Consider the following 13,696-nt stretch of genomic DNA (forward strand, 5'->3'; position numbering starts at 1 on the left):
ACGATAAAGATGAAAGTATCGTTTTGACTCTTTGAGTAATGCGTCTAACTTTATTACATGGTAGAAAACGCCGAAATAACCCTCTGCCTAAAAGCTCCAAGCCGAAGCTCATCAAACGTCCCTAGAGTCCCATAAAGAGTGCTTGTACTGCCTGTACCACTTCCCCAAGATACTTTTGAACCAGTATGACTTTGAGGCTCAAACAAAGGCTTTTTATCATTCAAGCTATTTCGTTTATTGGGGAGTTCGGTTTCGATTGGTTTTCCCATATACGCATAAAGACATGACTCAGGAATATCGTGTTCAATTCGTTCTGCAAACTGGATAAGGTTTTGCTCCGCAAACGTAAATAACCATGCGTGTTGAGCCGTGGAAGAGTCGACTCGCAAAATACGCCCTAGCACTTGCCTGAAATACAATTCCGTCTTTACAGAGCTCATATGGCAACACACTTGAAGTCTAGGGATGTCTGTCCCTTCACTTATCATACCTACGCTAACGATCCATTGAGCGTCGCTTTGTCGATAACGATCTATTTCTGCAAGCGGTTCTTCATGTCGATAAGTAACAATCGAAACGGTTTGGCCAAACTTTTGAGAGAGTACTTCTTTGATAGCTTGTGCATGCTGAACTGATGCAGCGACAACGAGTCCACCGGCATTTGGAGAGTCTAAGCGCACTCTTGCTAGTCGCTCACACCCTAAACTTAGTAGATATTCCATCGCTTCTTGGTTGTGAATTACACTCTGGTAAGATGCTTTTGTCTGCTTAAGCATCTCTAATATTGATGAAAAAGATTCCACTTTTTCGCTACTACTAACAGACAAGTGTTCATTATCAATTAACACGATTTTAGGCGATCTACAGACACCATCAGTAATCGCTTGTTTAAGAGTATATTGGTAATCGACAAGAAGCTGTCCGTCTGGATCGCTGTATTCACCCATCACAATAGGTAAAGAGTCTGAGCGCCATGGTGTTCCTGAAAGTGCAAGTGTAAAAGTAGCAAGCCCTTGAATCTTAGTTAGAACTTGCTGCCCCCAAATGTTCGCATTTTCAACCTCAGAGCCAGAGCAGTGGTGTATTTCATCAAAAACAACAAAGACTCTGTGATTGCGTAATGTTTGCCAAAACTCATCATTGAGGAACTGGATAGATTGGTAGGTTAAAGATTGCCCGATAGCTCCCATCCCACCATTAAATGTGCAATTAAGGAATGATGAAAAGGTTCTTTTAATACCATCAGAAACCGTCAACGATGGTGAAAAACACAATACAAGATCCACCATGTCGTTTTGTAGCAGTCTTGATGCAATATTAGCAGCAAGTACCGTCTTTCCAGCCCCAGGTGTAGCTTGGCAAAAAAAATGGGAGCAGTTAGATTGGTATTTCCCCAACGCTCTGTCAGAACATTCACTTTGCCACTCTCTTAACATGCTTCATTTCCTTCATAAAGAGTGTTAAGAACCTTTGTTAAAACGTTCACTTTACCGAGTAATAAAGCTGCGCGCTCCTTAGTCTGCTGATGCAAAGGGGCCAGTTTATTTTCTAGCTCAGGAAATCGGGATATGATCGACTGATACTCGTCAACCTCCCCAAGCACTATCTCTAGTTCGCCCTTGTATTCATTGCGCTCATTGTTCAAAACAGAATAGTCTTGAACGAGTACTTGAGATTTTTTAATCACTTGATTATTCGTGGTTACATTTTCATGTAACTCTTTAAATTGATCAGTTTGAAAGTAACGTTTTGCCCGTCCAGAGCCCTCCGTTCGCAACCAACTTTTCTTTTCAAAGTGAAAAATTGCTCGATATACTTTTTTACGAGCTTCAGTAGAACTGGAGTTTACGTTATTAAGTGATAGCCACAAATCCCTAGCTTCTAGTACGGTGAACCCATTTAACCCATTTTCTATTAATAACTTGTGCATCACCGCACCAATTCTTCGAGATTGTTTCATTTTCAAAATCACACCAACTAAAAACTAAGTATTGCTTAGTATACAAGAATCAATAAAACTAAGACAATCTTAGTTATTAGAGTCTACCAAAATGAAATTTAAGTGTTATTTATTAATCCAATCCCAGAGCGACTCAAACAAGCTCGTAAAAAAGCGAAACTCTCTCAAAAAGCATTGGGAGTGTGCATAGGTATGGATGAAAGTTCAGCAAGCCCTCGAATGAATCAATACGAGAAAGGCAAGCACACCCCTGATGTTCAAACCTTAAAACTCATCGCTGATGAACTAGGTGTGCCGCTTAATTATTTCTTTTGTGAAGATGAAAGCGCAGCCGAGTTAGCGTGCTTAATTTCTCAAATGACTAAGAGCGAAAGAAAAAAACTTATTGCATCACTAAATCAAAGTAAAGACTAAAGAAAAAGGGTATATTCCCCCTAATTTCATAATTCAATTTGCTATGGGTTTCTCTGGAGAATATTAAGCCTCCTTCCCATAACTTAGCCGCTATCAGGACATTCAAAACATGTTTGAACAAGTATTCAAGAACGTTGATGACATCTTCCATAAAGATGCAGGTTGCTCTTCTGAGCTAGATTACACAGAACAATCCTCATGGATGCTGTTTTTAAAATACCTTGACGATCTTGAGTTCACCAAATCCCAAGAAGCGGAAATGATGATGGAGACTTATGAGTACATCATCGAAGAGCAATTCCGTTGGAGCAATTGGGCTGCGCCTAAAGATGCTGATGGTAAGTTTGATCACAACAACGCTTTAACGGGTGATGACCTGATGGATTTCGTTGATGGTCAGCTTTTCCCATACCTAAAAGGCTTTAAGCAACGTGCTGATAGCGCAAACACCATTGAGTACAAAATTGGTGAGATTTTTAGCGAGATAAAAAACAAGATTCAAAGTGGTTATTCACTGCGTGATGCACTTGAAAAGATTGACTCATTACGTTTTCGCTCACAGCAAGAAAAACACGAATTAAGTCATTTATATGAAGCTAAAATTAAAAACATGGGTAACGCCGGTCGTAACGGTGGTGAATACTACACTCCGCGTCCATTAATCCGAGCGATGATCGATGTTGTTCAGCCTAAAATCGGTGAAACCATTTACGATGGCGCAGCAGGCTCGGCGGGGTTCTTGTGTGAAGCCTTTGATTATCTACGTCAAGGTGGTCGCGAAAAAGTGAAGCTTAGCACCACTGATTTAACGACACTGCAAAACGATACGTTTTATGCCAAAGAGAAAAAATCTCTGGCGTATGTTATCGCTATCATGAACATGATTTTGCACGGCATTGAAGCGCCTAACGTATTACACACCAATACACTTTCTGAAAAGCTACAAGATATTCAACCAAGCAGCCAACACAGCATCATCCTAGCTAACCCACCGTTTGGTGGTAAAGAACGTAAAGAGGTTCAAGAGAACTTCCCTATCCAAACGGGTGAAACAGCATTTTTGTTCTTGCAACACTTTATCAAAATGCTCAAACCCGGTGGTCGTGCAGCGGTTGTTATTAAAAATACCTTCCTAAGTAATACTGATAAGGCGGCAATTGCACTTCGTAAGGAACTGCTTGAAAACTGTAATTTACACACCGTGCTTGATTGCCCAGGTGGTACGTTCTTAGGTGCGGGTGTAAAAACGGTCGTGCTCTTCTTTACTAAAGGCGAACCAACGCTTAACACTTGGTTCTATGAGCTAAATGTCGGTCGTAATATGGGCAAAACAAACCCACTAAACGACAAAGATTTAGAAGACTTTGTTAAGCTGCAAAAAGCCGCGATGGGTGATTTGAAAAAAGGGGTTTCAGATAAATCATGGTCATTAGCCATTAGTGATATTGATGAAGCCACTTATGACCTATCGGTTAAAAACCCGAATGTTGAAGAAGCGGCACCACTGCGTGAGCCTAAAGTAATTATTGAGGACATTATTAAACTCGACAAAGAATCTGAAGCAATTTTGGCTAAGATTCAGGAGTTGTTGTAATGATTGAAGCTGTTAACGAGTTATCAAATGGCTGGTTGGAGTCTACTTTAGGGGATGTTGGTAAAGTATCGATGTGCAAGAGGATTTTAAAAAAACAAACCTCTGCTACTGGTGATATTCCATTTTTTAAAATAGGTACGTTTGGTAAAGAGGCAAATGCCTTTATTACTGATGAGATCTACCAAGACTTTAAAGAAAAATATTCATTTCCTAAGAAAGGCGATATCTTAATTTCAGCTTCAGGAACGATTGGACGCAGAGTTATTTATGATGGGAAGCCTGCTTATTTTCAAGATTCAAATATCGTTTGGATCGATAATAATGAAAAAGTAGTATTAAACGAATATTTATATATGTTTTATGGCGCTTGCGACTGGAATCCGTCAAAAGGAGCAACTATTGCAAGGTTGTACAATGATGATTTGCGACGGATTAAAATACAATTTCCTGAAAGCCTAGAAGAACAAAAACGCATTGTGGCATTACTCGACACTATATTTGCCGACTTAGAACAAACACGCGCTAAAACCGAACAAAACCTAAAAAATGCCCGTGAGTTGTTTGAAAGCAAAAAGCTTAATTTGTTTGAAAGTCTTGGTGAATCTTCGAATTTAAGTTCTTTACCATTAGTTTGCGATGATATATTTGCAGGTGGCGACGCCCCTAAAAAAGGTTTATTTTCAAAGGAGCAAACCAAAGAATTTAATATCCCTATCTACGCCAATGCAGTGAAGAATAATGGCCTCTATGGATTTACTGATTACTCTAGAGCCGATGAACCGTCAATAACTATTGCAGCCAGGGGAAGTGGTACTGGTCATATCGAATTGAGAAAAGAACCATTTTTTCCAATTGTGCGACTAATTGTATTAACACCAAATAAAGAAATTATTGGTTTAGAGTATTTGAAGCATGCCCTACAAACACTAGATATTTTAAGAAGTGGGTCGGCTATTCCTCAATTAACAGTGCCTATGATCAAAGAATATTCGGTCCCCGTACCAGATATGATTACTCAGGAAAAGATAGTCAGCGAACTACAAAGTTTGAAGCGATATATTGACAAGATAGAGGTTATTTACCGTAAGAAAATCTTAAAGATAGACGAACTTAAAAAATCCATCTTACAAAAAGCCTTTAGCGGCGAGTTAACGCACGACTAATAGTCGGCCTAAACAGTATACACAAGGTAAGTGTCATGAGTAGAAATGAATCTGAAACCCGTGCTGAGTTAATCTCGCCTAAATTAACGGTAGATGGTTGGGGTAAAGCTGATCACAGCATTATTCGCCGTGAGGTGAGTATTACTGCTGGACGTATTTTAGGTGGCGGTAAACGTGGCTCAAAACTCAGTGCAGATTACGTTTTAGAGTTTCAAGGCCGTAAACTTGCTGCCGTTGAAGCTAAACGTGAAAGCCTAAGTTACACCGAAGGTGTGCGCCAAGCCAAAGACTACGCTCAACGTTTACAGTGCCGTTTTGCTTATGCCACAAATGGTCATGACATTTACCAAATAGACATGCTGACGGGTGAAGAACAACTCGTTGAACGCTATTTAAGCCCTGAAGAGATGTGGGCGATTGCCTTTAACGGTGATGATGGTAAAGCCGAGCCAGCATTTACGAGCACTTGGCGTGAAAACTTTGCAAAAATTCCGTTTGAATGTAAAGGCGATTGGCAACCACGTTATTACCAAGAAAACGCCATTAACCAAGCGTTAGAGGCAATAGCAAAAGGCAAAGACCGTATTCTACTCACACTTGCAACAGGCACGGGTAAAACCTGCATTGCCTTTCAACTGTCATGGAAGCTGTTTAAAAGTCGTTGGAGTTTACAAGCAGCTAAGAATCCAAGTAACGCTAAAAAACGCCCACGTATTCTATTTTTAGCCGACCGAAATGTATTAACCAAGCAAGCCTTTAATGATTTTGGCGCTTTTGGTGAAGATGCCGTCGTGCGTATTACCCCAAGTGAAATCAAAAAAGCTAAGGGTGTGCCTAAAAACGCCAGTATATTTATGGCAATTTTCCAAACGCTAATGACCGATTCTGCAAATAAACACAGCTTAAATGCAGAAGAAGTTGAAGATGAAGAGTTTGAACAAGCGGTAATAACAGATACAAGCAACTGTAACTTCAGACAATACCCAGAAGACTTTTTCGATTTTATCATTATTGATGAGTGTCACCGAGGCGGTGCGAATGATGAGAGTTCATGGCGAGATATTCTGGATTATTTCTCTCCTGCGGTGCAGTTAGGTTTAACAGCAACACCAAAACGTACTGACAATGCTGATAGTTATAAATACTTTGGTGAGCCAGTTTACAGCTATACCTTGAAACAAGGCATTAACGATGGTTTTTTAACGCCATTTAAGGTGTATCCGATAGTCGGCACCATGGATGAGTATATCTATACACCGGGCGATGCTGTTACGTTTAAAGGCAAACCAGAAGTAGGCAAAGTTTACAAAGAAGGTGACTTTAACCGCATCATTGTAATGCCGCAGCGTGAGCAAAAGCGTGTGCAGTATTGGATGGACCATATCAATCCACGTGAGAAAACCATCGTGTTTTGTGCCACACAAGAACACGCAGGCATGGTACGTGACTTAATCAATCAATACGCGGTTAAAAAAGGGTGGACGACTAACCCAAGCTATTGTGTGCGTATTACTGCAAATGATGGTGCAGCAGGCGAAAACGATCTTCGTACATTCTGTGATAATGAAAAAACCATTCCGACCATATTAACTACTTCACGCAAGTTATCGACAGGTGTAGATGCCCGTAATGTGCGAAACATTGTGTTAATGCGTGAATGTAAAAACATGATTGAGTTTAAGCAGATCATTGGCCGTGGTACGCGGATGTACGATGGAAAGTCATTCTTCACGGTGTATGATTTTGTCAAAGCGCATCATAACTTTTCTGATCCTGAATGGGACGGAGAGCCGTTACCGCCAGACGAAAAACCAGAGCAAGAGCCATGTGATATCTGTAATAACAATCCATGTAGTTGCGTATGCGAAACCTGTGGATTTAACCCATGTAACTGTGTCATAGAAGATCCTGACGTGCTTTGTGGCAAATGTTTTCACTCTCCTTGTCAATGTGTTGTAGAGCCTTGTAATAACTGCGGAGACTCGCCGTGTAGTTGTCCTATAGGTGATAATGAAGACGATACGGGTAAACCAGAGAAGATATTCATTACGTTAACCGATGGGAAAGTGCGTCAAATACAGCACATGAAAAGTGTGTTGTTTATGGGAGCCGATGGCGCAATGCTGACAGCCAAACAGTTCGTAGAGCAATTGTTTGGGGACTTACCAAGGTTTTTTGCTAATGAAGATCAGTTACGTGAGATATGGAGTAATCCAAATACCCGTGAAAAACTATTAGCTGATTTATATGAAGCTGGGTACGACGATGAAAAACTCGATAGTATGAAAAATATTATCGATGCCAAAGACAGTGACGTATACGACTTATTATCTTTTGTGGCTTACGCTAGAGATACGCATACACGTAAAGAGCGTGTCGCAATTGCAAAACCTGCTATTTCAAGTCATTTTGACGATCACCAAGTCGCGTTTATAGAGTTCATTCTAGATAAGTATGTTGACGAAGGGGTTCAAGAACTAGCCGCACAGAAAATGCTTCCCTTAGTCGAACTTAAATACAACACGATAAGTGATGCAGCAGAAGTGCTTGGATCACCAATGGCGATACGAGATACGTTTATTGGATTTCAACAGTATTTATATGAGTAGGAGCAATTCTGCCCCTATTCAGTATTGAACTTAATACTAGCTATTTAACCGTTGACTCAATGTCTCGTAAGGTCTTATTGAGAATAGTCATAACATTGGAGTCACTTTGTCCTATATGGGCGATTTTCTGGATAAAGGCCTGTAGATATCCGATCTCATCCTTGACGACTTTTTTGAAAATAGTAATCCGAAGGGGACTAGCTACGGAGCCAGCGAAAGGGCACTGGCTCTATTTGACTTTTAAATACTATTTGTTGTTGAGGTAATCTAGAACAACTTCATGATGGTCTTTGGTTTTGAACTTATTAAATACATGCTCAAGATTCCCAGATTCATCGATAAGGAAGCTTGTACGAACCACGCCCATATTCTCACGCCCCATGAACTTCTTAAGTTGCCAAACACCGTACCTCTCACAAACTTCGTGTTCTTCATCGGCTAACAATGTGAAGTTAAGTTCTTGCTTATTGATAAAGTTAGTCAGTTTTTTTGGTGTGTCAGGGCTCAAACCTAGTACAACGACGTTATGAGCCTCTAGTTCCGCTTTTGTGTCACGAAGCCCTTGAGCTTGGACTGTACAGCCAGGCGTTGAAGCGCGTGGGTAGAAATAGAGTAGTACTTTTTTTCCTTTCAGCTCAGAGAGGGTTACTGGGTTGTTGTCTTGGTCGTTTAATGTGAAATCTGGAGCGATTTGTCCTGCTTCGATAGCCATAGGTTATCCTTACTTTCTTTAATTTACTCTGAATCGAGCTTTCTTATTATTTCAGTGTGTAGTTTTATCTATGCTTGGTGGTGTTGTCTAGTGGTAATTCTAAACTAGGTCTAGTTACTTTCTGAAGTAGCCTTCAACGATGTTATCGGGCCTAGTGTTAACGACTTTATCCATGGCTTTCTCACGCTCACTTTCAGGTAGCATTTCTATTAGTTCTTGAATCATCTTGATGTGATTAGCTGCTTGGGTAGCTAATGCTTGCTCATGACTGCGAGCTAGGTCGAGATAGTTTTTTTTCTTTTTAGTTGCTTGAGTCTTCTCTTGCTTTAATTGCTTAACCTCGGCTTGTAATACATTAATAGGTGACTGGCTTAAATCATCTTGTGCGGCACGAAATTCCAGTGACTTATTCTTCACCATATCCTGAACATCTTTATGTCTGCGCAATGCACCAACAGAAAGCCCCGCTTCTTTCTCGACGCTAAGGTTATTGATTTTTAACTTATTTTCTCGGGCTTTTTTCCTTAGCTCTCGATTTTCTGGCTTACCATCTAACAGTCGCTCTAGGGCTTTTACTAGCTTGCTTTTAGTCGCTTGTGTCATTACGCAGTTACTCCGCAAGGTATCAGCAGCTCTTTAACTTCTTGTGGTAGCTCAATAGGCTCATAGCTGATACCTAAGTCATTCATAATACGCTCAGCAGCTGTTATTTTGATATACGCTTCTGACGCTGTTTGAGGTGTCAATTCATCATGCTCAATATCCCACAGCATATTGATCTCAGCTTCTTTGCGTTTAGCCTCTGCAAAAACGGTATCGACAATGTAGTCGTTCTTACAGTCCACACATTCTAAAAGATTGACTTGTGTGCGCAAGCTACAACCTGTTGAAGTACAGTAAATCCCAGGTGCGACGACATGAATATGGCGCTTTTGATCGCGAACTTGTTTTTTCCAGTAATTGAGCGATAGCATGTCGTAGTCGACTTTATCTTTGAACAAGTTGCGCTTAGCCTTCATCATTTTTTTAGCGAACTCTTTACCCTTACCGCCAGCGACACGCTCTTTATTCGCCAGTTTCTTATAGATGTTTAGGTAGATTTGCGCTTTTTGATCAATTCTTTCTTCATCAATGGCGTGAAGCAAGTTTTGTTTTTGCTTTCTGATTTTCTGGAATTTACTGGCATTCTTGGCGTAATGCCTTGTCATCGCCATCGATACATGGCTGAACTGCTGTTTGAGTTGTGGATACGCGCAAAGTTCAAAGCCGATAAGGTAGTAAGCAAACGATCGCCGAAGTTGATGTCCTGAGAATTTATAGTCATCACCCACATTAAACGAAAGGTTAGGGTCGGAAAGCTTCAAATCAATCACATCGTCATTGGTTAGTGCAAGCATATCAATCATCGTGTTTTCGAACCAAGCGGTAGAATGTTTACCTAGTCCTGCCTTCTGAAGAGCACCACAACCCCATTTTACTCTGTGGAAAAACGCTCGGCTGTCAGGGTGACGTTTTCTTAGTGGTTCATGTAAGGCCTGTAGTATTTCGTAAGCCTTTTTTCCAACCTCTGTTGTGACAAATTCATCTTGCTTTGACTGAGATCCTCTTGTTGTCTTTGAGAGGTCAGCATGAATAACAAAGATTGTTTGTTTAGATATGGTTTCTTCTGCCCATCCATTCGCGGTATGAAGGTGAAATATTTCATCAGCACGCATACCTGTTCGAGACATTAATCCCCAGAGACAACCACCGTTAAGTTCTTTAAAAAGTGATTGAGCCTCTACAAGACCCGTCACATTCCTATTTCCTACTCTTAATGCTCTATCGATGTGGAAATTGTTGATATACTCATTCATAATTTCTGGGTTGTGTTTGTTTAGTAGCTCAATGATTTCAACTTCTGTTGGTGATTTTAGTATTAGATAACCTTTTTTAAAGGCGGTAACTTTTTCTCTTCCCTCTTTAGTTCCTTTAGCTAAATACCACTTAATATTACCATTCTTAAGTTTTGACTTAGCACTAACTAGATATTTAGCATACCCTTGATAAGTATTATCACGGTAGGTTGCAATGTAATTTGATAGTTGAATTAATTCATCACGTATAGGGTACAGTTGGTTAATTAACTCCTCTGATTTTTGTAGCCCAAGATAATACAATCGCTGTGGGATAACCGTATATTGCTTGGCTTCCTTTAGGGATAACCCAAAGTCTGATGCGGTTATTTTTTTCGAAAAGGCAACCTTAAAAGGCAGCCCTTTTGCTTCTGTATATAACTTATTGAGTGCTGTGTAAATATACCCTCTTTCAAACTCTAGTTCAGTGATGCCTGTGAGAACCCAAGTCTCAAGAAGATCAAAACTAAGAGACTCAAGACTGTTGTAGCCTTTATTTAAAAGAGGCGTAATGCATTTTTTTAACTCATTGATAGTGATGTAAATGGTTGAAAAAGAGTGGTCTCTAGGCGATAGCCACATCATTTTCAAAATTAGGGATTTTATTTGATTTCTGAGATTGCGCTCAATCACTTTCCCATCAAGCGTGAAGTCTATTGTATTTGCACAGGTAGCGTTTGGCTCAAAGAAATATTGAAGATTTCGCCAAGCATTATTGTCACCAATTCTTACCTAATGACTCCCCTGTGACGGTAAAGCCAATATCTAGTGTTTCAAGCACATCCCAATCTCCCGATTCAATCGCAGGCCTTAATACGTCGCTCAGGTAATTTGTGCAGCCGGCAACGTTATTTTGCGCATTTATGATGGCACTTTGTCGGTCAAGGTCATGCTTAGGTAGCTTTATCATGTCAGACTCCTAATTAACGATATAAAGTCAAAATGGCATGGTCAGTGGATACCCGTGGGTGGCGACCGTCTTTGTCAAACAACGCCAAGGCATCGTCGTACACATCTTGACTTGCCCCGTCCAGGGTAAATTCAAAAGCGACGATCTTTTCATGGACTTCCTCTTTTGCATTGGGGTAGTGGTCTAATGCTTCTTTCAGCACATCAATGAAAGAGATAAGTTTATAGATGGCTTGAACGTCATTAATGACCTGAGCTGACTGGCACTTGTGACACATATCATATTCAGCACAAGGTAGTTTCAAGCCCAATGCATTGTTGGTCTCACGTTGAGTACTTTTACCGCTTTTAATGCGCTGTTGCCCGTTACAAATAATGCCATTTGGGTTAGTTTTGGCGTTTTTTTCCTTATGTTTCTTTTGCCACTCATCATGTGTCAGTATTGGAATACCATGTTCTGCAGCAATCGTTTCTTTCGCTTGTTCTAAGCTTGTATCTTCATCTAGTTGTTCCATCACTTGTATTGCTTCTGAGATGATAATTTTATTGAGTCGAGGATCGCCACAGGCATAATGCTTATCAATGGTTTCAAACAGGTTTTGAAGAATGCTTTGAACACCACTTTTACCAGAAGCTGAATACACTTGGTTGCTGGTTGTCTCTCTCCAACGACTTGATTGGAGTGAAATAAAGTAGTCATTTGGATCAATTGACCAAGTTCTCATTTGATTGGATGTTATAGGGATAATCCCTTCCCAATCTTTTGGAGCTTGCTTTGCATAACCTCTTTTGAGCAGCAACCGTTCGTACGTATTAGATATTTGCTTATCCGCTAGTTTTGTGGCGAATTGTTCAATATCTTGAATTATTTCCTTATCCATAGCAGGGATAGAAAAGCAATGGCTAGCACCATTTCGGTATTTGAACGAAACACTGATGTTTCCACTTGAGTCTTTTTCCGAATACGAAAGTGGAAGTAGAATGCCTTTTAGTGGTAAGTCTGTGTAACAAGATAAAATGCAGTAGGCGGCATTGGTTGCACCTTGTGTAGCTTTAGTTTTAGAGCTTGATCGAGCCACTTTGCTTACAAATACTCTACCAAGTCTATTAGTCTTTGTTTTTAATTCGATAACTTGTTGGTTAAGATAGCTATAAAATAACTCTTTTAACCAAGGAATAGTGGATGCTCGATTTGGTGAAATAAGGTTTAACTTTGTGGTTAGGTTCTTGTTTATTTCCATCAAATTGAAGCTCTCATTTTCCTCGCTTTTATTGTTTAGAGTGAATAATAAGGGTGAGCCTTTCTCGTTACTCCCGTACAGCTTTGAGAGTTCTTCAAGCATTTTGATGAACTTCACGCCATCACGCTTATCAACATCAAATTTCTCGTAGTTTTCATTGGTGAGAACTGCATCTATCTTTTTGTCAGCTCGTGCTTTATAGCTCGATACTTTTACAATTTTTAAGCTTTTATCACGCTCATCAGTATGAATTGTGATGGGGTGAGCGGTACCTTTAATATTACTATCATTTAGTGAGGTGAAAAAACACATCAGGTGGTAAGCAGCTCCCATCGCCATGTTAAAAGCAGCGCTGGTTTTAACATGAGTACCATTCTTGCTTCTACTATACGTTTTGGCTTTAAGAGAAGTTTGAATCGGAATGACTTCTTGGTATCTACCCAGCTCAATAGAAACAGGTAATGTCTCGGGTAGTATTAAGCTTTCTTTTTTTGCAGTAATAAGCAGTGGGGCTAATGTAAAAAATAACTCGCTTAAACGAGTGACAAGAAGTTTTTCCTCGGCATCAGAATAGAGTTTGAACTGCGTTGGCTCGTGACTAAAGCCTCGATGCTGGGCAGCCCATGAACCAATAGGTAATCCAGACCATATGAGAGCGGTTCGAAGCATTGAAGCTATATTGGAAGCAGTTGATTCCTTGATGCCTAGCTCATCCTTATGTTGCCTTTCCCATAATCGTTTTGATGGGTCATACTGTTTTATACGATGTCTTAACTCACCATCATTACCCGTGTATTTTAAATAGCCTTTTTCGGAAAAGGGGAGAACTTTCGCAGAATCGCAAAATATAATGAAAGCTCGTAAGTTGTCATAGATACTCACTACGGTACGTGCTGAGTTGCCGTTATCAACGTACTGCTTAGTTTTTTTACAGAAGCTAAGCAGGTAAGGTGTACGGCTTTTAATTTTATCGTTGTTTTTATTAGCACCGAGGTGCAACAAATGCGAGACATCAAACTCTGTGATCGTTCTGTCTCCATGTCCTTTGTATGGAATAGTCAAGCGTAGTGGAACTACATTTTTACTATTTCTAACATGCTTAACAGTCTTTGAGTTTTTAGCTAGTGGGCTTTTTGCCATGCTACCACCCCCCATTTATTTTGTTGTTTTTACTTATTGCGACTCTCAATTGGTCATCA

General features: G+C 40.1%; 9 protein-coding genes and 1 pseudogene. 4 read left to right on the forward strand and 6 right to left on the reverse strand.

The window, feature by feature from the left end; all coding sequences use genetic code 11:
- Positions 1 to 53: 53 nt before the first annotated feature.
- Positions 54 to 1,436, reverse strand: coding sequence for a DEAD/DEAH box helicase (locus tag ACU5DF_RS07845; protein WP_446711290.1), 1,383 nt, complete (start codon positions 1,434 to 1,436; stop codon positions 54 to 56).
- Entirely contained in the window at positions 1,430 to 1,960 is a 531-nt protein-coding gene (locus tag ACU5DF_RS07850) for a VspR family transcription factor (protein ID WP_446712450.1), read from the reverse strand. The genes ACU5DF_RS07845 and ACU5DF_RS07850 overlap by 7 nt, the downstream gene beginning before the upstream one ends.
- Positions 1,961 to 2,062: 102 nt before the next feature.
- On the opposite strand from ACU5DF_RS07850, the gene ACU5DF_RS07855 reads away from it, so the two are divergent.
- The 4 genes from ACU5DF_RS07855 to hsdR all read left to right on the forward strand — a co-directional run bounded on the left by ACU5DF_RS07855 (position 2,063) and on the right by hsdR (position 7,740).
- Positions 2,063 to 2,374 carry a helix-turn-helix domain-containing protein gene (locus ACU5DF_RS07855; RefSeq protein ID WP_446711291.1) on the forward strand — a complete coding sequence of 104 codons (312 nt, stop codon included), beginning with the start codon at positions 2,063 to 2,065 and terminating at the stop codon, positions 2,372 to 2,374.
- Positions 2,375 to 2,483: 109 nt separating this feature from the next.
- Entirely contained in the window at positions 2,484 to 3,968 is a 1,485-nt protein-coding gene (locus ACU5DF_RS07860) for a class I SAM-dependent DNA methyltransferase (protein ID WP_446711292.1), read from the forward strand.
- Entirely contained in the window at positions 3,968 to 5,131 is a 1,164-nt protein-coding gene (locus ACU5DF_RS07865; protein ID WP_446711293.1) for a restriction endonuclease subunit S, read from the forward strand. The genes ACU5DF_RS07860 and ACU5DF_RS07865 overlap by 1 nt, the downstream gene beginning before the upstream one ends.
- Before the next feature lie 35 nt (positions 5,132 to 5,166).
- Entirely contained in the window at positions 5,167 to 7,740 is a 2,574-nt protein-coding gene (gene hsdR / locus ACU5DF_RS07870) for an EcoAI/FtnUII family type I restriction enzme subunit R (protein ID WP_446711294.1), read from the forward strand.
- Between the two features lie 247 nt (positions 7,741 to 7,987).
- On the opposite strand, the gene bcp is transcribed toward hsdR, so the two are convergent.
- The 4 genes and pseudogenes from bcp to ACU5DF_RS07890 form a co-directional block, all read right to left on the reverse strand.
- Positions 7,988 to 8,452, reverse strand: coding sequence for a thioredoxin-dependent thiol peroxidase (gene bcp / locus ACU5DF_RS07875; RefSeq protein ID WP_446711295.1), 465 nt, complete (start codon positions 8,450 to 8,452; stop codon positions 7,988 to 7,990).
- 114 nt (positions 8,453 to 8,566) lie between these two features.
- Positions 8,567 to 9,055: a bacterioferritin comigratory protein gene (locus ACU5DF_RS07880; protein ID WP_446711296.1), complete on the reverse strand. Its 489-nt coding sequence runs from the start codon at positions 9,053 to 9,055 to the stop codon at positions 8,567 to 8,569.
- Positions 9,055 to 11,257, reverse strand: a pseudogene (locus tag ACU5DF_RS07885) (site-specific integrase). Before ACU5DF_RS07885 ends, ACU5DF_RS07880 begins: the two are co-directional and overlap by 1 nt.
- Before the next feature lie 13 nt (positions 11,258 to 11,270).
- Positions 11,271 to 13,637 carry a hypothetical protein gene (locus ACU5DF_RS07890; RefSeq protein ID WP_446712449.1) on the reverse strand — a complete coding sequence of 789 codons (2,367 nt, stop codon included), beginning with the start codon at positions 13,635 to 13,637 and terminating at the stop codon, positions 11,271 to 11,273.
- Positions 13,638 to 13,696 lie beyond the last annotated feature (59 nt).

The organism is Aliivibrio wodanis, assembly GCF_052920805.1.